We start from the raw sequence: 22252 nt of genomic DNA on the forward strand, positions 1-22252 counted from the left end.
TGCCAGTCAGCTAGTTTTCCGGTCCGGTGAACGGGACTGCTCGGCAGGCCCGGCACCTGCCCGTATCCGCCGTCGCCGGAGGAGAACCCATGACCGTCCCCGCGCAGCGGGGCCCCCGACGGCCCAACCGCACCGGCCGCATCCTGCCGCTGGTGCTCGTGGTGGCGCTCCTCGCCCCGGTGGCGTTCCTCTTCGTCCAGCAGCGCCGCCACAGCGGCGAGGAACGCGACCTCATCGTCCGCGAGCGGCTCGGCGTGGAGTACCTGCGCGTCCTCGGCCCCCTCACCCTCGCCCTGGTCGACGCGCAGTCCGCCGCCGTCGCCGGCCGGACCGTGTCCCGGGAGTCGCTCGGCCGGGCCGTCGAGGACGTCGCCGCCGCCGACGCCCGCCTCGGCGACGACCTGCGCACCCACGAGCGGTGGACCGGGCTGCGGGCCAAGCTGGAGGCCCTGCCCGAGAAGGGGCTGACCGACCCGCAGGCGACCTTCGCCGCGTACGGCGAGGCCACCGACCTGCTGCTGTCCCTGCACCGCAAGGTACGCGAGGCCTCGGGGCTGGTCCGGGACCGGCAGGCCGACTCGTTCTACCTCCAGGACGCGATCAGCGACGAGCTGCCCGAATCGCTCGTGGCGACCGGCCGGCTCGGCGACCTGGCCGCCGTCGCCGCCGAACTCCCCGACGCCCAGCGCATCGCCATGGTGTCCCAGCTCGGCGCCCTGTGGACGAGCGCCATCAGCCCCGCCAACGACCTGATCAACAACCTGCGCGCGGCCGTGGACAGCACGGACAGCACCAAGCTCGGCGCGAACGTGCTCGCCCCGCTGGACACCTACCAGCGCTCCATCGAGCGGCTCGGCGCGCTCGCCGCCCCGACCTCGTCGGCCCGGCTGCAGGACGAGGCGGCGACCGCCCGCGCGCTCACCAACCTCATCGCCGCCCGCACCGCCGCGCAGGAGGCCGCCAGGCAGCTCCAGCCCGTCATCCTCGACGAGTTGGACGCGCTGCTGACCGACCGGATCGACCAGCTCGACCGGGAGCGCCGGCTCGCCGCCGGGGCAACCGTCCTGGCCGTCCTGCTGCTCGGCGCGCTCGGCGCGCTGATCGTCGCCCGCCGCGACCGACGGACCGGGCGGGACCGCCGACCGGCCGGCGGCGACACCGGCCCGCCGGCCGACGACGCCGGCTGGGACGACGCCCCGGCCGACCCCCGGGGGGCCGCCCCGGCCGGCACGCTCGCCCCGGTCGAGCCCCGGATGCTCCAGCCGGCCGGGCAGGGCCGCCCCGCCAGCGCCGAGCGGTGGGGGCCCTTCGATGCTCGCTAGGCTCCGCATCCGGGGCAAGCTCGCCCTGCTGGTGATCGTCCCGCTGCTCAGCATGGTCGGGCTCGCCGTGCCGATCGTCCTCGACCGGGTCGCCACCGCCGGGCGGGCGGCGGACACCGCCGAGGCCGTCCGGGTGGCCAGCCGGGTCGGCAGCCTCGTCCAGGACCTCCAGCAGGAGCGGCTGCTCTCCGTCGGTCTGCTGCTCGGCCGGGCCTCCCGCACCGAGGTGATCCAGAAGTCGGCCACCGTGGACGACCGGGTCGCCGACATCCGCGCCGAGCTGGGTGGCCAGCTCACCGACCGGGTCCGGCTCGCCCTCGACCAGGTACGGGGGCTCGCCGACGTACGCGCCGCCGTGCTCGCCGGCCGGGCCACCCCGGCCCGGGTCATGGAGGCCTTCGGCCCGCTCGCCGTGGAGCTGATCGACTCGCTGCGGCTGACCTGGAAGGTGGACACCACCACCCCCGTCGGTCAGCAGGTGCTGGCCCTGGACGGGCTGCTGCGCGCCGACGAGAGCCTGGGCGCGTGCGCCACGCTGATCGTCCTGGTCAGGGCGACCAGCGACCCGAAGACCGTCGCCAGCTACATCGCCTGCATGGCCGCGCTGAGCGTGGACACCGACCGGTTCCGCAGCCTGGTCACCCCCGAGCAGTTGGAGCTGGCCCTGCTGGACGACGCGGCGGTGGCCGCCCGGACCAGCCCGACGTTCATCGTCGACAGCGAGAAGGACCCCGTCGCCGCCGTCGCCACGGTGCCCCTGGACACGCTCTTCCCCTCCGTCCAGTCGATGATCACCCTCGGCCAGTTCGTGGAAAAGAAGATCGCCGCGGACGTCACCACGCAGGTGCGCGCGGAGGAACGGCGGGCGCTCGTCGCCGCCTGGGTGGTCGGCGTCACGGCGGCCCTGGTCATGCTCCTCGTGGTGCTGCTCAGCATGGCGGTGGCCCGGTTGGTCGCCCGCCCGCTGACCCGCCTCACCCGCTCCGCCGAACGGGTCGCCCGGGCCGCCGAGGCGGAGCTGGTGCGGGTCGCCGACGACGAGAGCGAGAACGTCCCGCCGATCCGCCTCGACCCGGTCGACGTCCGGGGCCGCGACGAGATCGGTGACCTGGCCCGCGCGTTCGAGCGCGTGCAGCACACCGCCGCCCGGCTGGTGGAGCGGCAGGTCGCCGGCCGGCGCAACGTGGCGCAGATGTTCGGGCACGTCGGGCGTCGTACGCAGAACCTGGTGGGCCGGCAGATCGCGCTGATCGACCGGCTGGAGCAGCAGGAGACCGACCCCGGGCGGCTGGAGCACCTCTACCGGCTGGACCACGTCTCCAGCCGGCTGCGCCGCAACGCGGGCAGCCTCGTGGTGCTCTCCGGCTCGACCGGCGCCGACGGGCACGTGGCCCCGGTGCCGCTGACCGACGTGGTCCGGCTCGCGCTCGGCGAGATCGAGGACTACACCCGGGTCGACGTGCAGGTCCCGGCCGGGGTGTCGGCGGCGCCGTCCACCGTGGGTGACCTGGTGCTGGCGCTGGCCGAGCTGATGGAGAACGCCACCGTCTTCTCCCCGCCGCACACCCGGGTGGTGGTGACGGCCGAGCCGACCGGGCACGGCATGCGGTTGTCCGTGGTGGACCACGGCATCGGAATGACCGAGGAGCGACTGGCCGAGGAGAACGCCCGGCTCACCCGCCGGGAGCGGCTCGACCTCGCCCCGACCGAGGTGCTCGGCCTCTTCGTGGTGGGCCGGCTCGCCCGCCGGCACGGGTGGACGGTGGACCTCGCCCCGACCACCGGCGGCGGGGTCACCGCCCGGCTGGAGGTCCCGTCGGCGCTGCTGGTCGTGCCGCCCGCCGGCCAGGCCGGGGCCCCGGCGGCCGGGCCGGACCGGCCGACCGGTTCCGGCCGGCCGCTGGCCGTCGCCGCCACCCCCCACCCCGGGCCCGCCGGCAAGCCGGTGGACGGGGCCGTGGCGCTCGGCGTGGCGCTCGGCGTGGACCGCGAGCTGCTCACCCGCGCCACCCGGTCGATGGAGTCGGGCGACTCCTGGAACGCCTTCGGGGCGGTCGCGGAGCCGCCGGCCGCCCCGACCGGGCGCGCAGGCGCCCCCACCCTGGACGCCCCGCCGACCGTCGGCGGCACCCCGGTCGTGCCCGGCGCCGCCGCTCCCCCGGCGACCCCCGGCACCGTCCGGTCGTCCCGTGCCGCCGGTCCGGTCGGCGGGGCCGGCGGCACACCGGTCCTGCCGGCCCGCTCCCGGAGCACCTCCTTCCCGACCGGGCTGCGGCCCGGATCCGCGCCGCAGCCCGGCGAGGCGGCGCGGGGCGCGTCCGGCATCCGCCAGCGGGTGCCCGGCGCGAGCCTGCCCCACACCAGCCCGGTCGTCGGCCCGGTGGACGCCACCACCGCCGACCCGGCCGCCGCCCGCGCGCTGGTCGAGGAGTTCGAAGCCGGGGTACGCCGGGCCGAACTGCACCCCCCGGCGACGCCCCACCCGGCGACCGCTCCGCCGGTGTCGGCCCGCCCGGCTGCTGCTTCCCCGGTCTCCGCCCGCCCGATGGCCGCTCCCCCGGCGGCTGCGGCCCCGGCGGCGGCACCCCTGCTCGCCGACCCTCCCCGGCTGACCCGTCGGGTCCCCGGTGCCAACCTGGCCGTCCCGCCCCCCAGGCCCGCTCCCCCGTCCGACCCAGGCGATCCGGGAGAGGTGCGCGACCTGATCAACCAGTTCGAGGCGGGCGTCGCCCGCGCGCTGCGTGAAGCCCGTCCTGACCGCCGCTACGAAGAGGGATCAACACGGTGACCAGCCCGTACCTGCACGAGAACGTCGAGCACCAGCACCCCACCGACCTCAGCCCCGAGGCCCGCACGTTCAACTGGCTGCTGGACTCGTTCACGTCCAGCACCGCCGGCGTGATGGAGGCGATCGCGGTCTCCTCCGACGGGCTGCTGATGGCCATGTCGGCGATCAAGGACCGGGCCAACGCCGAGCGCCTCGCCGCCGTGGTCTCCGGCATGACGAGCCTCGCCGGCGGCGCGGCGAGCTGGTACGCCCTCGGCGGCCTGAACCGGGTCATCGTCGACATGGCCGACGGCTACCTGCTGATCAGCTCGATCAGCGCCGGCTCGGTGCTCGGGGTGGTGGCCGACCGGTCGGCGAACCTCGGCACCGTGGCGTACGAGATGACCCTCTTCGCCGGGCGGGCCGGCAGCGCCCTCACCCCACGACTGATCGCCGAGCTGAAGAACGCCGTCCAGCAGTGAGCCCGGAGGTCGCCGGCACCGGGCCGGATCCGGAACCCGTCGTCCGGATCCGGCCCTACCTGCGGGCGCAGCCCCCGGTCGACGGCGGGCCGGGCGAGTCGGCGGGCCTGCCGGGCGGCCCCGGGTATCCCGGCGGCCCGGGCGGCGCTTCCGGGTTCCCCGACGGCGCTCCCGGCTTCCCCGGTGCCGACGCCGGCTTCCCGGGCGGCGCTCCCGGCTTCCCCGGTGGCGACCCCGGCCCTCCCGGTGGCAACCCCGGCCCTCCCGGTGGCGGCCCCGGCTTCCCCGGTGGCAACCCCGGCTACCCGGGCGGCGGCCTCGGCTACCCGGGTGGCGGCCTCGGCTTCCCGGGCGGCCCTGGCGACGGCCCGCCCGGCGGTCCGGCGAGCGACCTGCCCGGCCGGCTGGACGCTCCCGATCCGCACCTGCCGGCCGGGCCACGCCCGTTCGTGCTCACCGCCGGCAGGGTGGCCGGGGTGGACCCGGCGATCAGCCTGGAGACCCAGGTGACCGCCCGGCCCGGTCCCGGCCACCGGGGGGCGGGGCCGGTCTCCCGGCTCTCCCCCGAACTCCAGGCGATCATCGCGCTCTGCGGAGAACCGATCTCCGTGGCGGAGATCTCGGCCCGGACCCGGCTGCACTTCGGCGTCACCCGGATCCTGGTCGGTGACCTCCGGGCCGCCGGCCACCTCGACGTGCACGTCAGCACCGCCAACGACGCCCTTGACCCCGACATCATCCTGCGAGTGATTGATGGACTCCGTGCGATCTCCTGAATGGCCGCCGGCCCCGCTGAGCGGGCTCTCCGCCAACAGCGCCGCCGCCCGCTACGGCACCCCGGCGGGTGCCACGCCGGCCACCGGGCGCGCCGCCCCGCCGACCACCCCGGCACCGCCCGCCGGGCTGCGGCACGGCACGCCGAACGCCGGCCCGGGCCGGTCCGCGCCCCCGATCCCGGTCAAGATCCTGGTCGCGGGCGGCTTCGGCGTGGGCAAGACCACCACGGTCGGGGCCATCTCGGAGATCGCGCCGCTGACCACCGAGGCGGAGATGACCAGCGCCGGGATCGGCATCGACGACCCCGGCGCGCGGTCGGGCAAGACCACCACCACGGTGGCGATGGACTTCGGCTCCGTGACGATCGACCGCAGCCTCAAGCTCTACCTCTTCGGTACGCCGGGCCAGAACCGCTTCGGCTTCATGTGGGACGACCTGGCCCGGGGGGCGCTCGGCGCGCTGGTGGTGGTGGACAGCTCGCGGCTGGACGACTGCTATCCGGCGATCGACTTCTTCGAGCGGGCCGGGCTGCCGTTCGTCGTCGGGGTGAACGCCTTCGACGGCCGGCTGGCCGTGGACCTCCCCTCGATCCGGTGGGCCCTGGCCATCTCCGACCAGGTCCCCCTGGTGCAGTTCGACGCCCGGGACCGGCTCTCGGTGCGGGACGCCCTGCTGGTCGTCCTGGACCGGGCGCTGGACCGGGCCACCCGGGACAGGAGGGACTGAACCGGCCTGGTTCGGTCCACACGCGGAAGGGGTGGCGACATGAGAGGTGATCTCGACGAGACACTGGCCCGGCTCGCCCGGCGTGAGGAGGCGCTCCGCCGCCGGGGCGCCGACCCGGGCGACGAGCCCGGCCGGGAGCCGGCGGCTCCGAGCGTCCCGGCGCAGGCCGCGGCCCACCCGGTCGGCTGGGGCGAGCCGGCCGAGGCGCGACAGGATCCCACCCCGGCCGTACGGGTCGACACCGGAGCGGGACCCGACGCGGGGACGGGAGACGCCGCCGCCCCGGCCACCCGTCCCCGGCTGGTGGGCGACGTCGGCCAGGACCCGGCGGACGCCCTGCCCCGCCGGACGGGCGGCGTACCGGCCCTGCCCGCCGCGCCGACCCTCACCCACCCGGCCCTCGCTCAACCGGCCCTCACCCACCCGGCCCTCGCTCAACCGGCCCTCACCCACCCGGCCCTCGCTGAACCGACCCTCGCCCAACCGGCCGGCGTCGCCGGGCGGGACCCGGTCGACGAGGTGGCCGAGGCGGTCGCCCGGGTGGTGGCGGCGCACCCCGGCATGACGGTCGCGCTGCGCGTGGAGCACGACGGGCAGGCGTACCCGCTGCGGGTCGGCTGGTCGAACGGGCGGGTGACCGTCGGCGCGGAGGCCGCGACCGTACCGCCCCCGGTGTGGCCGCTGACGGTGAAGGCCGTGCCGGCGTGGCCGTCCGACGCCGACCGGCTGAAGGTGGACCCGGCGGCCCGGCTGGCGGAGCTGATCCGGCGCGACCCGTCGCTGCTCGACAGCACCGACCCCACGCGCTGACCCGGTGTGAGAGGGGGACCCTTCTCTACCGTAGGCGTTAACAGGGGGCCCTTCCTTGCGGCTAACCTCGGGCGATGGCCTCGCCCGCACCCGAACTGACCCTCGTCGCCAGCCTGCGACCGGCCGCGCTGGACGGCCGGCGCGGCGTGGTGCGGCTGCACCCCGAGGTGTTGACGGCGCTCGCGCTGCGCCCCGGCGACCCGGTGCGGCTCACCGGCCGCCGGGTGACCGCCGGGATCGTCGCGCCGGCCGGGCCCGCCGCGAGCACGGCGCTGCTCTACGCCGACGACCTGCTCCTGGGCAACCTGGGCGAGCGCGACGGCGGGCAGGTCACGGTGAGCCCCGCACCGGTGGTCCCGGCCCGCCGGGTGACCCTCACCGGGCCGGTGCAGGTCACCGCCGCGGTCTCCCCCGAGATGCTCCGCCTCGCGTTGCTCGGCAAGGTCGTCACCGTCGGCGACGACGTGTCCCTGCTCCCGCAGGACGTGCTGCCGGACGCCTCGGTGCGCGCCCTCGTCGCGGCGGCCCGGCACCGCCTGTCCAGCACCGTCGGGTACGCCTGGACCAGCACCCTGCTCACCGTGGCCGCCGCCGAGCCGGGCGTCGCCGCGCTGGTCACCATGGACACCGTGGTCGGCTGGGAGCACGGGCCGACCACCCGGGCCGGCGGCTCGGCCGGTCCCGCCCACGCCGGCGCACCCGGCCACGCCACCGGGAACGGTCCGGCGGCCGGGCCCGACGCGACGACCGGGGCGACCGGGCCCGACGGGCGGGTCCCCGACGGCGACGACGCCGGGGCGGACGCCGCGCCCGCCGTGGACGAGCTGCCGGGGCTGCGGGCGCAGGCCCAGGAGCTGATCGAGCTGCTCGACCTCGGGTTCCACCACCGGGAGGTGCTGGGCCGGCTGGGCACCGGCGTGTCGCTCGGGGTGCTGGTCGCCGGGCCGGCCGGGTCGGGCAAGTCCGCGCTGGTCCGGGCGGTCGCCGCCCGGGTGGGCGCCCGGGTCCGCCCGCTCTGGGCACCCGAGCTGGCCGCGCTCGCCAACGACGCGGCGGCCCGGCGGCTGCGCGCCGCCGCCGACGAGGTACGCGGCGACGGCCCCGCCGTGCTGCTGGTCACCGACGTGGAGGCGCTCGCCCCGGCCGACGACGCCGGGCCGGTGGCCACGGTGTTCCGCCAGGTGCTCGCCGAGACCGTCCGGGCCGGGGTGGCCGTGGTCTGCACGACCAGCCGCCCCGAGGCCGTCGACCCGGGGCTGCGCGCCCCGGACCTGCTGTCGCTGCGGATCACCGTGCCACTGCCCGACCAGGCGCTGCGCCGGGAGCAGCTGACCGTGCTGACCCGCCAGGTGCCGCTGGCCGAGGACGTCCGGCTGGACGAGGTCGCCGGGCGTACCCCCGGGTTCGTCGCCGCCGACCTGGCGGCGCTGGTGCGGGAGGCCGGGGTGCGGGCCGCGCTGCGGCAGAAGACGGCCGACGCGCCGACGGTGGCGATGGCCGACTTCGCCGCCGCCCTGGAGGTGGTCCGGCCGACGACGATGGCCGGGTCCACGCTGGAGCTGGCGGACGTCACCCTCGACGACGTCGGGGACATGGTCGAGGTCAAGCAGACGCTGACGGAGTCGGTGCTGTGGCCGCTGACCTACCCGGACACCTTCGCCCGGCTGGGCGTGCAGCCGCCGCGCGGGGTGCTGCTCTACGGGCCGCCCGGCTGTGGGAAGACGTACCTGGTGACCGCGCTCGCCGGCTCGGGGCGGGCCAACGTGCTCTCGGTGAAGGGCGCGGAGCTGCTGTCGAAGTGGGTCGGCGAGAGCGAGCGGGCGGTCCGGGAGCTGTTCCGCCGGGCCCGGGAGGCCGCCCCGACGCTGGTCTTCCTCGACGAGGTGGACGCGCTCGCCCCGGTACGCGGCCAGGCCAGCGACGGGGGCACCACCGACCGGGTGGTCGCCGCCCTGCTCACCGAGCTGGACGGAGTGGAGTCGCTGCGCAACGTGGTGGTGGTCGGCGCGACCAACCGTCCCGACCTGGTGGACCCGGCGCTGCTGCGCCCGGGCCGGCTGGAACGGCTGGTGTACGTGCCGCCGCCCGACGGGGACGCCCGCGCCGAGATCCTGCGCGCCGCCGCCCGCAACGTCCCGTTCGCCGACGACGTCGACCTCGCGGCGCTCGGTGCCGGGCTGGACGGCTTCTCGGCGGCGGACTGCGCGGCGCTGGTGCGGGAGGCGGCGCTCGCCGCGATGCGGGAGTCGCTGACCGCGTCGACGGTCACGGCGGGGCACGTCGAGGCGGCGCGGCAGCGGGTCCGCCCGTCGCTCGACCCGGCCCAGGTCGCCTGGCTGGCCGCGTACGCGCAGGCCCGAGACGCGCGCTGAGGCTCGCGCCGCCGCCGGGGCGGTGCCGGGTGGCTCAGAAGGCGGGCGGGATGGCGTCGAGGGAGATCTCGGCGCGCACGGCGTCGCCGTCCTCGATCAGCTTCGCGCCGCACCTGCGGAGCACCGACACGGCACCGGAGTTGTCCGGGGTGGTCTCCGCCACCACCGTGTGCATCCCGGCCGCCGCCGCGAGGTCGAGCAGCTCGCGCAGGGCCACCGCGCCCACGCCCTGGCCCCGGGCCGAGCGGCCGAGCCAGATGCCCGTCTCCACCGTCCCCGGCTCGGCGCGGCGGGTCATCCGGATCATGCCCAGCACCTCGCCGCCGACGAGGACCGCGTACATGGCGGTGTGGGTGGGGCCGTCGAGGCCCGCCATGCCCGTGCGGTAGTAGTCCCGGAACGCCTCCCGCCGGGCGTGCGACCAGCCGGCCGGCGCGTCGACCGGGGGCATCACGTCGTCGGGCTCGGCCTCGGCGACGGCCACCGAGAGCAGCGGCTCCAGGTTCCGTTCGTCCACCGGCTCCAACCGGACCGTTCCCGTCACGTGCCGAAGTCTGCCGTCCCGCACCCGCCCGAGTCCACCCTTTGGCTTCCCTCGACCGGTCCGGCAGCAGCTACGAGCCGGTCGGCGGGCCGGCGGTGGCTCGACCGGGGCCGAACTCGCAGAGGACGACGGAGGCGTCGTCGGTGGCCTTGTGCCGGCGCAGCCGGTCCGGCCGGTCGCGCTCGGCGGCGCGGACCCGGTCGAGGAGCGCGCCGGGCCCCTCGGCGGCGACCAGGTCGAGCAGGCCGGCCCAGTCGAGGAGCCCGAACTGCTCGACGGCGCAGGAGGCACCGTCGGTGAGCAGGGCCGCCCGGCGCAGGCTCCCCGGGCCGCGCAGCGGCTCCGTGCCGGTGATCGCGTGGTACGCGGCGTCGGGGTCGGCGGCGGCGACCCAGTAGCCGTGCGTGCGGTTCATCCGCTCCCGCTGCAGCGTGACGGCCCGCCGGAACCGGGTGACCGGGTCGTCGCCAACGCCTGCGGGCAGGGTGGACGCCGTGCGGCGCAGGTCGGCCACCGCGTGCTCCAGCCGGTCGTCGGTGACGGCGCGCACCCGGCCGCCGACGTCGAGCACCAGCGGGCTGTCGCAGAGCACGAGCCAGTCCGCCTCCCCACCGCTCTCCCGCAGCAGGCAGACGGTCGACGAGGGGGTGCCGGGATGGTCGAGGTCGCAGTCGGTGCCGTGGTCGGCCCGTACCGCGAGGATCGCCGCGGCGAGGGTGCTCGCCAGGGTGGCGGCGGGCCGGGCGGCGGCGGCCAGCCCGATCCGGGCGGCGAGGTGCCGGACGTACCAGGCGGGGCCGTGCACGCAGCCGGTGTCGAAGCCCTCGGGCACGGTCGCGCCGTCCAGCACGCCGACCAGCGGGCCGAAGCGGAAGGCCAGGTCCTCGTTGACGGCCCGGCCGGGTGCCGGCGCGGACGCCGACCGTACCCGCATCGTCGGCCCGGCCGACCCGGCGCGGGTGCCCGGCGCGGCCGCCGCCTCCGCCGGGGTCGTCCGCCCGGCCGTCGCGGTCCGCCCGGGCCGGGCGTCCCCGGCCGGTACGCCCCGGTGCGCTGCCGCCATCCGCCGCTCCCTCCGCCGGCTCGATTGTGCCGGGGATCGGGCGGCCAAGTGGCCGGGTTCGCGTGGTCAGCGCCGCCGGTTGCGGGCCCGGGACGAGCGCAACCGGCGCAGCCGGCCGACGAGGACCGGCTCGGCGGCCAGCGCGGCCGGATTGTCCAGCAGCCCGTTGAGCAGTTGGTAGTAGCGCGTCGCGGAGAGGCCGAAGGTGTCCCGGATCGACTGCTCCTTGGCCCCCGCGTGCCGCCACCACTGCTGCTCGAAGGCGAGGATGCGCAGTTCCCGCTCGGTGAGGCCGGGGGCGGCGGCGACCGGCTCGGCCGGGTCCGCTCCGGGCTCGGGCGCTCCCGGCTCCGGCTCGGGGGTGCCGGGCTCCGGCTCGCCGGTCACGGGTTCGGCGCGGGTGGCCGGGGCGGGGGTCGCGGCGTCCGGCGCGGACCGGGGTGGGGGGACGGTGACGCCCTCCCGGGTGCCCGTCGCCTCCCGGCCGCCGGGTCGCGCCGGCTCGGGCCGGTCGGTGTCGGCCGGGGCGGCGTCGGCAGGCGGCATGGCGGTCCTCACGCGGGCGGGCGAAGGGCCGACGGAGCCGCGCCGGCCGGGGGGATCCCCAGCCTAACCAGGGCGGACCCGGACCGCATCGGACGTGCGGTGCGGTCCGGGCCACCCGGTGCCACTGCTCAGGCGACGTCCCGCCGGCGCATGGTGACCAGCGCCGACCCGAGGGCGAGCACCAGCACGACGGAGAACAGGATCGAGGCGTGCTGCCAGGTCAGGTCGAAGGTGGCCGGCTTGCACTCGCCGTAGTACGTGGCGTTGCAGGCGTTCCAGTCCTCCAGGGTGACCTTCTTCGTCATCCAGGCGAGCCCGTACGTCGGCAGCAGCCACGCCTCGACGAAGCGCGCCCCCGCCATCGACATCACGATGCCCAGGCCGAACTGGCCGACCACAACGGCCCCGATCGCCCCGCCGAGGGCCATCGCGGTGTGCCGGCCCAGCGAGGCCAGCGCGAACCCGATGGTCGCCGCGACCATGATCAGCACCAGCCCGCGCAGCCCGGTCAGCGCGAACGACTGCCACGTCCCGGAGGTCATCTTCTCGGTGGTGCCGCGCAGCGTGCCGACGATCCAGAACCCGGCGGTCCAGAGCGTCGCGGCAGCCAGGGTCACGGCGACGAGCCCGGTGAGCAGCGCCGCCAGCTTGGTCAGCAGCACGGTGAGCCGCTGCGGTCGCCACAGCAGCAGGTTCATCATCCCGCCGGAGCTCCACTCGGCGCCGACGAAGGAGGCGCCGATCACGAACCCGAGCAGCGCCAGGATCGCGGTAAAGGTGACGATCATCTCCTCGAAGCTCGCCCGGAAGTCGAACGTCGACGGCAGGAACCACCGCGCCTCGATGCTCTCCGGCGGCGGCGGGGTGATCATCTCGCAGTCCGGCGGGAACCGGCCCTCCTGCTGCTGGTCCTGACCGGACGCCTTGGCCTGCTCGCAGGCCTTGCGCTCCTGCTCGGCCCAGCGCACCTGCTCCTGGTACTGCTGCTCGGCCTGCCGCTGGGCGGCGGCCTGCTGCTCGGGGCCGATCTTCTGGTTGGTGAAGAAGACCCCGACGAGGACCGCCCCGAGCACCAGCAGGCCGAGCACCGTCGCCCAGCGGGCGAAGCGCCGCTTGCCCAGCCGGCGCAGCTCCGTGCGATAGAGGCTCATGCGCCCCAACCTCCCCCGACGGCGCCGGGCTGGCCCGCGTCACCGACCCTCGTGGACTGGTCGACCTGGCGGTGCTGCCCCGGCACGGGTGCGGTCGAGGTCAACTCCAGGAAGACGCTCTCCAGGTCGACCGTGACGGGGGCCAGCTCGCTGACGTACAGGCCCTGGCCGGCGAGGATCCGGCTCACCTGGGCCGGCTTCTCGACGCCGGCGAGCATCAGGTGGTCGGGGTGGGCGGTGACCGCCACGCCCGCCCGGCTGAGCGCGTCGGCCGCCGCCGGCAGGTCGGTGACCGCCTCCAGCCGGACCCGCACGGCCCCGCCGGAGTGCTCGGCGAGCACCTGGTCGACCGGGCCGAAAGCGACCCGCCGGCCGAGCGAGATGATGGTGACCGAGTCGCAGATGAGCTGGATCTCGCCGAGGATGTGGCTGGACAGCAGCACGGTCATCCCGGAGGCGGCCAGGTCCCGGGTCAGCGTGCGCATCTCCCGGATGCCACCGGGGTCGAGGCCGTTGGCGGGCTCGTCGAGGATGAGCAGCTTCGGGTTCTTGAGCAGTGCCGAGGCGACCGCGAGGCGCTGCTTCATGCCGAGCGAGTACGTCTTGACCCGCTCACCGGCCCGGTCGCGCAGGCCGACCAGCTCCAGCACCTCGTCGACCCGGGTCTGCGGCACCTCGCCCGCCCCGGCCAGCAGCGACAGGGTGTCGCGGGCGGTGAAGTGCGGGAAGAACTGGGGGCTCTCGACGATCGCGCCGACCTGGCCGACGACGGCGGGCAGGGCGGCGGGCACCTCCTGCCCGAGGATCGCCATCCGGCCGCCGTTGGGCCGGATGAGCCCGAGCAGCGTACGCAGCGTGGTGGTCTTGCCCGAGCCGTTGGGGCCGAGGAAGCCGTGCACCTGCCCCTGCTCGACCCGCATGTCGAAGCCGTCGAGGGCGTGTCGGACCCCCCGGCGGCGACTCTTGTATGTCTTGCGTAGACCTTCTATTTCCAGGACAGCTGACAAGCTGTGCCTCCCCCGATGAGTCGGTGACGACGCACACCATACGCGGTATGCAGAGGGAAGCAATACCCGGTATGCAGTACGGCGCGTCAGGCGATGACGACGTGGACGCCCGCCGCGCGGAACGCCTCCACCAGCTCCGGGTTCGCGCCCGAGTCGGTGACCAGCGTCTCCACCCGCTCGACGGGGCAGATCCGGGCGAACGCGTGACCGCCCAGCTTGGACGAGTCCGCGATGATCACCACCCGCTTGGCGCGGGCCACCATCAGGTTGTTCATCGCCGCCTCGCCCTCGTGGTGGGCGGCGGCGCCGAGCTGCGGGTCGATCGCGTCCACGCCGAGCAGGGCGACGTCCAGGGTGACCTCGCGCAGCAGCGCCCCGCCCAGCGGGCCGACCAGCTCGAACGACTTGGGCCGCACCACGCCGCCGGCGACCACCACCTTCATCCGGGAGCGCACCAGCAGCTCGTTGGCGATGTTGAGCGCGTTGGTGACGACGGTGAGCTGCGCGCCCTCGGCGCTGGTGTTCAGGTCGGGCCGGACGGCCAGCGCGCGGGCCACCTCCGTGCTGGTGGTGCCGCCGTTGAGGCCGACCACGGTGCCCGGGGTGACCAGCGCGGCGGCGGCGGCCCCGATCCGCTGCTTTTCAGCCGAGTGCTTGGCCGTCTTGTAGCGCAGCGGCAGGTCGTAGGAGACGCCGTTGGCGACCGCGCCGCCCCGCGTCCGGGTGATCATCTGCTGCTGGGCGAGCTGGTCGAAGTCGCGCCGGATGGTGGCCTGGGAGACGTCCAGCCGCCCGGCGGCCTCCTCCACGCTCACCCGCCCGTTGTCAGTGAGCATCTCCAGCAGCGCGTTCCATCGGGCGTACCGGTCCACTGCGGCGCCTCCACTGACTGCACGAAGGGTGATTGATTGCGTGCACAGTAGTGCGCGAAACTACCAAGGTGCAAAACTCCGCTCTGCGCGATCGGGTACCCGGTTGCCAGAGACGCGAGGTTTCGCGCAGAATAACGCGCGAAAGGCGGCCGTATTGCGCCGTATTGCGCACGACCTCCCAGCGAGGAGTTCTCATGGCGTTCGTGCACGCGGAGATCGCGAGTCAACCCGACTGTTGGCGGGAGGCAGCGCTGCTGGCCCCCACGGTCGCCGAGCACCTGCCGCGCCCCGGGGAGCGGGTCGCCGTCGTCGGTTGCGGCACGTCGTGGTTCATGGCGACGGCGTACGCCGGGCTGCGCGAGGCCGCCGGCCACGGCGAGACCGACGCGTTCCAGGCGTCCGAGTTCCCCACGGGCCGCCGCTACGACCGGCTGATCGCCGTCACCCGCTCCGGCACCACCACCGAGGTGCTGGAGCTGCTCGCCGCGCTGCGCGGCCAGCTCCCCACCACCGTCATCGTCGGCGACCCGGCCTCCCCCGCCGTGGACGTCGCCTCCGCCGTGGTCGCCATGCCGTTCGCCGACGAACGCTCCGTGGTGCAGACCCGCTTCGCCACCACCGCCCTGGCCCTGCTCCGCGCCCACCTCGGCGACAACCTGGCCGCGCTCTCCGCCGACGCCGAGGTCGCCGTCCGGGCCCCGCTGCCGATCGACCCGGCCCGCATCGAGCAGGTCACCTTCCTCGGCCGGGGCTGGACGATCGGGCTGGCCCAGGAGGCCGCGCTCAAGTGCCGCGAGGCGGCCACCTTCTGGGCCGAGGCGTACCCGGCCATGGACTACCGGCACGGCCCGATCTCGGTGGCCGCGCCGGGCCGGCTGGTCTGGGCGTTCGGCGACATCCCCGAGGGGCTCGCCGAGGACGTCGCCGCCACCGGGGCCGCCTTCGTGCACAGCCGCACCCACGGCTGCCGCGCCGTGCTCACGAGCTGGGCCGCCGGGCGTACGCCGGTCGACCCGATGGCCGACCTGATCCTCGCCCAGCGGTTCGCCGTCGCCCTGTCCACCAGCCGGGGCCTCGACCCCGACGCGCCCCGCCACCTGACCCGCTCCGTGGTCCTCGCGTGAGCCCAGCCGACGCCGCCGGTCCCGCCGACGTCGTCGTCGCGCTGGACGTGGGCGGCACCGGCATGAAGTGCGCGCTGGTCCGCCCGGACGGCAGCACCGTCCACACCGAGCGGCACCCCACCGACGCGGGCCGGGGCCCCGACGCGGTCGTCGAGACGATCCTCGACGTCGCCGAAGGGCTGGCCGGCAAGGCCCGCGCCGACGGGCTCGACCCCGTCGCGCTGGGCATCGCCGTGCCCGGCGTCGTCGACGAGACCGCCGGGGTGGCGGTCTGGTCGGCGAACGTGGGCTTCCGGGACGTACCCCTGCGGGACCTGGCGGCGGCACGGCTCGGGCTGCCCACGGCGCTCGGCCACGACGTGCGCGTCGGCGGCCTCGCCGAGGCCAGGCTCGGCGCGGGCCGGGGCACCGGGCACGTGCTCTTCGTCGCGATCGGCACCGGCATCGCCGCCGCCCACGTCGTCGACGGCGTGGCCGCCACCGGCGCGCACGGTGCCGCCGGGGAGATCGGCCACATCCTCGTCCGCCCCGGCGGCCCGCGCTGCAGCTGCGGGCGGGACGGCTGCCTGGAGGCCGTCGCCTCCGCCTCGGCGATCGCCCGCCGCTACGCGGAAGCCACCGGCGGTGGGTTGGCCGGCACGCCCGCGAGCGCCGCCGACGTGGCCGACCGGGCCGCCGCCGGGGAGCCCGCCGCCGCCGGAGTGTGGGCGGAGGCGGTCGAGGCGCTGGCCGACGGGCTCGCCACCGGCCAGTCCCTGTACGACGTGGAGAGCATCGTGGTCGGCGGCGGCCTCGCCCAGGCCGGTCCCCGCCTGTTCGACCCGCTGCGCGCCGCGCTGCACGAGCGGATGACGTTCCACCGCCGGCCGCGCCTGGTCGCGGCGGCCCTCGGCGACGAGGCCGGCTGCCTCGGCGCCGCCCTGCTGGCGCTCGACGCCCGCTGATCTGTACCGGCACGCCTCACACATCTGGAGAAGCGATGACCCTGCGGGTGAACGGCAAGGTGGTGACCCCGACCGGCGTGATCCGGCAGGGCTGCGTGGAACTCGACGGCGACCGGATCACCGCCGTCGCCGAGTACCCGTCGGTGCGCGACGGGCACTGGATCGTCCCCGGCTTCGTGGACATGCACACCCACGGCGGCGGCGGGCACACGTTCACCACCGGCGACGCCGAATCCGCCCGCCAGGCGGCGGCCTTCCACCTGGGGCACGGCACCACCACCCTGCTGGCCAGCCTGGTCAGCTCGCCGTTCGAGCTGATGCGGGCGGCGACCGCCGCATACCGGCCGCTCGTCGAGGAGGGCACGCTGGCCGGCGTCCACTTCGAGGGGCCGTACCTGTCGGCGGCCCGGTGCGGCGCGCAGAACCCGCAGTTCCTCCGCGACCCGTCCGTCGCCGAGCTGACCGAGCTGATCGAGCTGGGCGGGGGCGCGGTGCGGATGGTCACCCTGGCCCCCGAACGGGACGGGGCGCTGGAGGCGATCAAGCTGCTCACCGCCCACCGGGTGGTCGCCGCCGTAGGCCACACCGACGCGACGTACGACCAGACCAGGGCCGCCGTGGGTGCCGGCGCGAGCGTCGGCACCCACCTGTTCAACGGCATGCGCCCGGTGCACCACCGCGAGCCCGGCCCCGTCGTGGCCCTGCTGGACGCCCCGAACGTGGTCTGCGAGCTGGTCGCCGACGGGGTGCACCTGCACGACGGGATGCTCACCTTCGTCACCGCCACCGCCGGCCCCGAACGGGCCGCGCTGATCACCGACGCGATGTCCGCCGCCGGCATGCCGGACGGCGAGTACGAGCTGGGCGGCCAGGCCGTCACCGTCGCTGACGGGGTGGCCCGGCTGGCCGCCGACGGGGCGATCGCCGGCAGCACCCTCACCATGGACGCCGCCCTGCGGCACGCCGTGCACGCGGGCGTGCCGATGGCGGACGCCTGCCGGATGGTGGCCACCACCCCGGCCCGCGCCATCGGCCTCGGCGACCGGGTCGGCGCGCTCCAGGTCGGCCTCCGCGCCGACCTCGTCGTCCTCGACGACGACCTGAACGTGGTCCGGGTGATGCGCGGCGGCTCCTGGGTGGAGTGACGCCCGACGGCGCGGTGACCCCCGACGGCACGGTGACCCCCGTCGGCGCGGTGGTGCCCCTCGGTTTGGTGACGCGGCCGACCCGACAGGCGCACCACGCGCGCTAGGGAGCTGAGTCGTCTACGACATCACGCACCCGACGACGCGCGCTTCCGACCCGACCGCACTCGCAACCCCGGACAACGCGCGCCTGCGGCCCCGGACAACGCACGTTCGCACCCCCCGCACGACGCACGCCTGCGGCCCCGACGGCTTCCGATGACCACCGACGGCCACCGACGGCCACCGACGGCCACCCGATCCATCCACGACATCAGCTCGCTAGCGTCGGCAGGAGGCATTGCCGGGCAGGGCGGCCGGGTCAGGGCAGGGCGTCGACCTCGACGCCGAGGACGGCCTGCTCGTCGGGGCGGTGCACCAGCACGTCGGCCAGGTACGACTGCACCGCGTGCCGCATGCCGACGTCCCGGCCGGCGCGCTCGGAGAGCAGCCACTTGTGCTCGATGATCTGCGCGAACAGCTCCTGCGGCTCCAGCTTGCGCCGCAGGTGCGCCGGCACCGCCCGCACCACCGGCTCGAAGACCTCGGTGAGCCAGCGGTGCGACGCCTGCTGCTCGTCGGTCAGGTCGCTCTCCGCCCGGTACGCGTCGAGGTCGTTGAGCAGCTTGCGGGCCTGGTTCTCCTCGGCGTCCAGCCCGGTGAGGCGGAGCAGCCGGCGGTGATGGTAGCCCGCGTCGACCACCTTCGGCCGCACCAGGTACCGCCCGCCGGGGATGGTGGACAGGGCCACCTCGGCCACGTCGAAGCCCAGCTCGTTGAGGCGGCGGATCCGGCGCTCGATGTCGTGCCGGGCCTCCCGCTCGACCTGCTGCTCGTAGGTGATCTCGTGCCAGAGCCGCTCGTAGCGCTGCACGACCTCCTCGCACACCACCTCCGGGTCGATCGACTCGTGCAGCAGGCCCGCGGCCTGGAGGTCGAGCGCCTCGCCGAAGATGTTGACCCGGGCGATCTCCAGGTCCTCGCCGCGCTGGCCGTTGGACAGCGAGCTGTGCAGGGCCCCCGTCTCGGCGTCCACCAGGTACGCGGCGAACGCGCCCGCGTCCCGGCGGAACAGCGTGTTCGACAGCGAGCAGTCGCCCCAGAAGAAGCCGGTGAGGTGCATCCGGACGATCAGGGCGGCCAGCGCGTCGAGCAGCCGGCCCATCGTCTCGGGGCGCAGCGTGTGCGAGAACAACGCCCGGTAGGGCAGCGAGAACTGGAGGTGCCGGGTGATCAGCACCGGGTCCAGCGGCTCCCCGTCGTCGGTCTGCCGGTCGGCGACGATCGCCACCGCCTCCACCGACGGGAAGTCGATCCGCTCCAGCGCCCGCAGCAGGTCGTACTCCCGCTCGGCGACCCGCTCGCCGGTCTCCTTGACCGCGTAGACGTACCCGCCGAGGCGGACGAAGCGCACGATGTGCCGGGAGATGCCCTGTGGCAACGCCACCAGGTGCTCGGCAGGCCACTCCTCCAGCGGGGTCGACCACGGGAGGTCGAGCAGCGCCGGGTCCACGAGGGCAGAGGTGATCCGCACGCCGACCAGCATGACGCGTCACCCCGCCGAAGCGCACCCCATCGTGCCTCGCCCCACAGCGGGCGGGCGGCGGCCCGGTAGCGTGGTCGGGTGCGCGAAACCCAGACGGTACGGCGGAAAGTGCAGCTCAGGCCCGTACGCCCGGCCGGCTGGTGGTGCGACGCGCTCCTGCTCGCCGGACTGGTCACGATCACCCTCGCGCTGGCCCGGGGTGCGCTGCTCGGGCTCGATCTCGCGGTGAGCCGGTGGGCGTTCGCCAACGACCCGGTGCCGCTGTACCGGACCGCGCAGGTGTTCAACCTGCTCGGGCAGGGCGGCTGGCTGCTCATGCCGGTCTCCGGCGCGCTGGCGGTGGCCGTGGCGTGGCGGCGGCGCTCGGTGCGGCCGTTCCTGCTGGTGGGCGGGGCGTTCCTGCTGACGTCTGCGACCATCGGGCCGCTGAAGCTGTGGACCGACCGGGCCGCGCCGACCGCCAGCGTGAAACCGCCGTTCCTGCCGCCCGAGGAGGCGGTGCGCATCTTCAACGACCTGCCGGCCGGGGCGTACTCGATGTCGTACCCGTCGGGGCACGTGGCGAATGCGATCGTCTGGTACGGGGTCATCGCGGCGCTGCTCGTCGCGCTGACGGCCGGGCGGCTGCGCCCGGCGGCGCACCGGCTGATCCGGTTCGCGCCGCCGGCGATCCTGCTGGTCACCACGACGTACCTGAACTACCACTGGCTCACCGACGGGCTGGCCGCGCTGCTGCTGGGCCTCCTGCTGGACCGGCTGCTGCACCGGGTGCCGTGGGACGACGTGCCGCTGCCCCGGCGGTTGCTGGGCGGCTGGGATCGTCCCGCGCTGTTCACCTCGACCCCCTAGGGTCCGGGTCATGGAGCGGCTGGCGCGGCGTTTGGGCGTACCCGATGCGGTGGTCATCGGTCTGGGGTCGATGCTCGGCGCGGGCGTCTTCGTGGTCTTCGCCCCGGCGGCGGCGTCGGCCGGCGGCGCGGGCCTGCTGGTGGCGCTGGCCCTCGCCGGGTTCGTGGCGTTCTGCAACGCGACCAGCTCGGCCCGGCTGGCCGCTCGCTATCCCGAGTCCGGCGGCACGTACGTCTACGGGCGGGAGCGGCTGGGCCCGTTCGCCGGTTTCGTGGCGGGCTGGGGCTTCGTGGTCGGCAAGACGGCGAGCTGCGCGGCGATGGCGTTGACCATCGGGGCGTACCTCTGGCCGGGGCGCGCCCGGTTCGTCGCCGTCGCCGCCGTCGCGGCGGTGACCGCCGTCAACCTGCGCGGCATCGGCAAGACCGCGACGGCCACGAAGGCCCTGGTGGGCGTGGTGCTGGCGGTGCTGGCCCTGGTCGCGGGGGCCGGCCTGCTCGGCGGCGGCTTCGACGCGGGCCGGATCGCCGGGCCCGGCACCTCCAGCAGCCCCGGCACGCACGGCGTGCTGGCCGCCGCCGGGCTGCTCTTCTTCGCCTTCGCCGGGTACGCCCGGATCGCCACCCTCGGCGAGGAGGTGCGCGACCCGGAGCGGACGATCCCCCGGGCGGTGCCGCTGGCGCTCGGCGTGGTGCTGGCGATCTACCTGGTGCTGGCGGTGGTGGCGCTCGGGGTGCTCGGCCCCGGGCGGCTCGCCGCGTCCGCCGCGCCCCTGGCCGACGTGGTGACGGCCGCCGGGCTGCCCGGCCTGGCCTGGGTGGTGCGGGCCGGGGCGACCGTGGCGGTGACCGGGGTGCTGCTGTCGCTGGTCGCCGGGGTGGGCCGGACCCTGCTGGCGATGGCCCGCCGCCGGGACGTGCCGCACGGCCTGGCCGCCGTGCACCCCGTGCGCCGGGTGCCGCACCGGGCTGAGCTGGCGGTGGCCGCCGTGGTGACGGTCGTGGTGCTCGTCGGCGACGTACGCGGGGCGATCGGCTTCTCCAGCTGCACGGTGCTGGTCTATTACGCCATCACCAACGCCTCGGCGCTCACCCTGGGCCGCGACCCGGGCCGCCGGCTGCCGGTGCGGCTGCTCGCCGTGCTGGGGCTGGTCGGCTGCGTGGCGCTCGCGGTCAGCCTGCCGCTGGCCAGCGTGCTCGCCGGGTTCGGCGTGCTCGCCCTCGGCGCCGCCTGGTACGCCCTCCGCCCTCGGCAAGCCTGAAGAAGTGCGCCGATCAGTCCGTCTCGCGGGGATGTCCGGCACCTGCATAGGTGAGCCAGACCGTACGCCGTTCGTCGTCGATCAGATACCAGATCCGCCCGCCACCGGTCACCTCGTACTGCCAGCGCTCGAACTGCTCCCCCTTCCAGGCCGCCGAGGCGAGCGCGCCCTTGAGGCGGTGCTGCCTCTCGGGTGCCGTCCTCGACCTGGGGTCGGCTCGTAGGACCTCGTAGGCGCGCCGGAGGTTGGCCGGCACCTGCCGGGCAAGCTGCTCCCAGCCGTCGGCCGCCGCAGAGTCGGCGAACCGCAGCTCGAACTCGGTGCCGACGGCGGGCGGGGCCGCCCGATCTCCCCGCTTCGGACTCACTGGCGAACCTCGGGGGCGGGCACCGGGCCGAGATCACCGGTCGGCTCTCGGGTCAGGATCTCCAGCAGCGTCGGGTCGGCATGGATCTCGGCGGTGTGCCGCCACTGGGCCAGCAGCACCGCCACCGGCGACAGGTTCTCCAGTGACGCCGCGCCCTGCGCCACCTCGATCAACTCGCCCAGCAACTGGTCGACGTCGTCCTCAGGCAGGAAGGACACCCAGGGCAGTGCCTCGCCCAGCACTCGACGCACGGCCTCCGGGGACTGGGTACGAACGAGGCCGGCCAGCAGACGCGCGGTGAAATCGATGACGACAGCGTCCTGTTCCAACTGGTCGGCGCGGGTCAACGCCAGGTCCCCGGCGCCGCGCCGCCGCAGCCGCAGAGCACGTACGGAGTCCAACCGATCGGCCACAGCCGCCGGCCTGTGCAGGAACTCGCTGAACGGGAGTTCTTCGTATACAGCCGTCACGACTTCCACAGTACCGTGGAAGTCGTGGGGAGTAGGTGGCCGGACGCGCCACTACTCTTCACTCGTCC

General features: G+C 75.5%; 20 protein-coding genes and 1 pseudogene. 12 read left to right on the top strand and 9 right to left on the bottom strand.

Translation table 11 applies throughout. From position 1 onward, the window contains the following. Window positions 1-89: 89 nt before the first annotated feature. The 7 genes and pseudogenes from LPA42_RS12090 (at window position 90) to LPA42_RS12125 (ending at window position 9256) form a co-directional block, all read left to right on the top strand. Window positions 90-1322, top strand: a complete 1233-nt coding sequence (locus LPA42_RS12090) for a hypothetical protein (RefSeq protein WP_096761662.1) — start codon at window positions 90-92, stop codon at window positions 1320-1322. After that, complete coding sequence (locus LPA42_RS12095) at window positions 1312-4110, top strand: sensor histidine kinase (RefSeq protein ID WP_228986550.1); 2799 nt, start codon at window positions 1312-1314, stop codon at window positions 4108-4110. The genes LPA42_RS12090 and LPA42_RS12095 overlap by 11 nt, the downstream gene beginning before the upstream one ends. After that, entirely contained in the window at window positions 4107-4571 is a 465-nt protein-coding gene (locus LPA42_RS12100) for a roadblock/LC7 domain-containing protein (RefSeq protein WP_077938110.1), read from the top strand. The genes LPA42_RS12095 and LPA42_RS12100 overlap by 4 nt, the downstream gene beginning before the upstream one ends. Window positions 4572-4999: 428 nt before the next feature. Further along, a pseudogene (locus tag LPA42_RS12110) lies at window positions 5000-5347 on the top strand (DUF742 domain-containing protein); the annotation flags it as partial. Next, the gene (locus LPA42_RS12115; RefSeq protein WP_077938109.1) at window positions 5325-6074 is read left to right on the top strand and encodes an ATP/GTP-binding protein; all 750 of its coding nucleotides are present in this window, start codon (window positions 5325-5327) and stop codon (window positions 6072-6074) included. The pseudogene LPA42_RS12110 and the gene LPA42_RS12115, both read left to right, overlap by 23 nt. A 39-nt stretch (window positions 6075-6113) precedes the next feature. Continuing rightward, on the top strand, window positions 6114-6884 hold the full coding sequence (locus LPA42_RS12120) for a hypothetical protein (RefSeq protein ID WP_228986551.1): 771 nt from the start codon (window positions 6114-6116) through the stop codon (window positions 6882-6884). Window positions 6885-6958: 74 nt separating this feature from the next. After that, window positions 6959-9256, top strand: a complete 2298-nt coding sequence (locus LPA42_RS12125; RefSeq protein WP_077938107.1) for an AAA family ATPase — start codon at window positions 6959-6961, stop codon at window positions 9254-9256. 34 nt (window positions 9257-9290) lie between these two features. On the opposite strand, the gene LPA42_RS12130 is transcribed toward LPA42_RS12125, so the two are convergent. The 6 genes from LPA42_RS12130 to LPA42_RS12155 form a co-directional block, all read right to left on the bottom strand. Then, window positions 9291-9800: a GNAT family N-acetyltransferase gene (locus LPA42_RS12130; protein ID WP_077938106.1), complete on the bottom strand. Its 510-nt coding sequence runs from the start codon at window positions 9798-9800 to the stop codon at window positions 9291-9293. Between the two features lie 70 nt (window positions 9801-9870). Beyond that, complete coding sequence (locus tag LPA42_RS12135) at window positions 9871-10734, bottom strand: hypothetical protein (protein WP_308291149.1); 864 nt, start codon at window positions 10732-10734, stop codon at window positions 9871-9873. A 195-nt stretch (window positions 10735-10929) separates the two neighbouring features. Next, window positions 10930-11409: a DUF3263 domain-containing protein gene (locus tag LPA42_RS12140; protein WP_077938104.1), complete on the bottom strand. Its 480-nt coding sequence runs from the start codon at window positions 11407-11409 to the stop codon at window positions 10930-10932. Window positions 11410-11537: 128 nt separating this feature from the next. Next, complete coding sequence (locus tag LPA42_RS12145; protein ID WP_077938103.1) at window positions 11538-12560, bottom strand: ABC transporter permease subunit; 1023 nt, start codon at window positions 12558-12560, stop codon at window positions 11538-11540. Next, a complete protein-coding gene (locus LPA42_RS12150) occupies window positions 12557-13567 on the bottom strand; it encodes an ATP-binding cassette domain-containing protein (protein WP_077938102.1) in 1011 nt (336 codons plus the stop codon). The genes LPA42_RS12145 and LPA42_RS12150 overlap by 4 nt, the downstream gene beginning before the upstream one ends. An 86-nt stretch (window positions 13568-13653) precedes the next feature. After that, window positions 13654-14439: a DeoR/GlpR family DNA-binding transcription regulator gene (locus tag LPA42_RS12155; RefSeq protein WP_043965142.1), complete on the bottom strand. Its 786-nt coding sequence runs from the start codon at window positions 14437-14439 to the stop codon at window positions 13654-13656. A 194-nt stretch (window positions 14440-14633) separates the two neighbouring features. On the opposite strand from LPA42_RS12155, the gene LPA42_RS12160 reads away from it, so the two are divergent. Genes LPA42_RS12160 through nagA form a run of 3 tightly spaced genes read left to right on the top strand, consistent with a single transcriptional unit; the run spans window position 14634 to window position 17652 of the window. Next, on the top strand, window positions 14634-15563 hold the full coding sequence (locus LPA42_RS12160) for an SIS domain-containing protein (protein ID WP_077938101.1): 930 nt from the start codon (window positions 14634-14636) through the stop codon (window positions 15561-15563). Then, window positions 15560-16507: an ROK family protein gene (locus LPA42_RS12165; RefSeq protein ID WP_077938100.1), complete on the top strand. Its 948-nt coding sequence runs from the start codon at window positions 15560-15562 to the stop codon at window positions 16505-16507. The genes LPA42_RS12160 and LPA42_RS12165 overlap by 4 nt, the downstream gene beginning before the upstream one ends. Window positions 16508-16542: 35 nt before the next feature. Continuing rightward, window positions 16543-17652, top strand: coding sequence for an N-acetylglucosamine-6-phosphate deacetylase (gene nagA / locus LPA42_RS12170; RefSeq protein ID WP_077938099.1), 1110 nt, complete (start codon window positions 16543-16545; stop codon window positions 17650-17652). A gap of 361 nt (window positions 17653-18013) precedes the next feature. Here nagA and LPA42_RS12175 read toward each other — a convergent pair whose 3' ends face one another. Further along, the gene (locus LPA42_RS12175) at window positions 18014-19237 is read right to left on the bottom strand and encodes a DUF4032 domain-containing protein (RefSeq protein ID WP_176734161.1); all 1224 of its coding nucleotides are present in this window, start codon (window positions 19235-19237) and stop codon (window positions 18014-18016) included. A gap of 78 nt (window positions 19238-19315) precedes the next feature. Here LPA42_RS12175 and LPA42_RS12180 point away from each other — a divergent pair, with 78 nt between their 5' ends. Both LPA42_RS12180 and LPA42_RS12185 read left to right on the top strand, forming a co-directional pair. Then, window positions 19316-20086, top strand: coding sequence for a phosphatase PAP2 family protein (locus LPA42_RS12180; protein ID WP_077938098.1), 771 nt, complete (start codon window positions 19316-19318; stop codon window positions 20084-20086). A 10-nt stretch (window positions 20087-20096) separates the two neighbouring features. Continuing rightward, complete coding sequence (locus tag LPA42_RS12185; RefSeq protein ID WP_077938097.1) at window positions 20097-21347, top strand: APC family permease; 1251 nt, start codon at window positions 20097-20099, stop codon at window positions 21345-21347. A 13-nt stretch (window positions 21348-21360) separates the two neighbouring features. On the opposite strand, the gene LPA42_RS12190 is transcribed toward LPA42_RS12185, so the two are convergent. Together LPA42_RS12190 and LPA42_RS12195 are read right to left on the bottom strand one after the other, a co-directional pair. Next, window positions 21361-21714 (bottom strand): hypothetical protein, encoded by a 354-nt coding sequence (locus LPA42_RS12190; RefSeq protein WP_077938096.1) that lies wholly within the window; start codon window positions 21712-21714, stop codon window positions 21361-21363. Beyond that, complete coding sequence (locus LPA42_RS12195; protein WP_077938111.1) at window positions 21711-22193, bottom strand: hypothetical protein; 483 nt, start codon at window positions 22191-22193, stop codon at window positions 21711-21713. Before LPA42_RS12195 ends, LPA42_RS12190 begins: the two co-directional genes overlap by 4 nt. Between the last annotated feature and the right edge of the window lie 59 nt (window positions 22194-22252).

The sequence above is a fragment of the Micromonospora sp. DH13 genome, from assembly GCF_020873825.1.
In the GTDB taxonomy this organism is placed as follows: Bacteria; Actinomycetota; Actinomycetes; order Mycobacteriales; family Micromonosporaceae; genus Micromonospora; species Micromonospora haikouensis.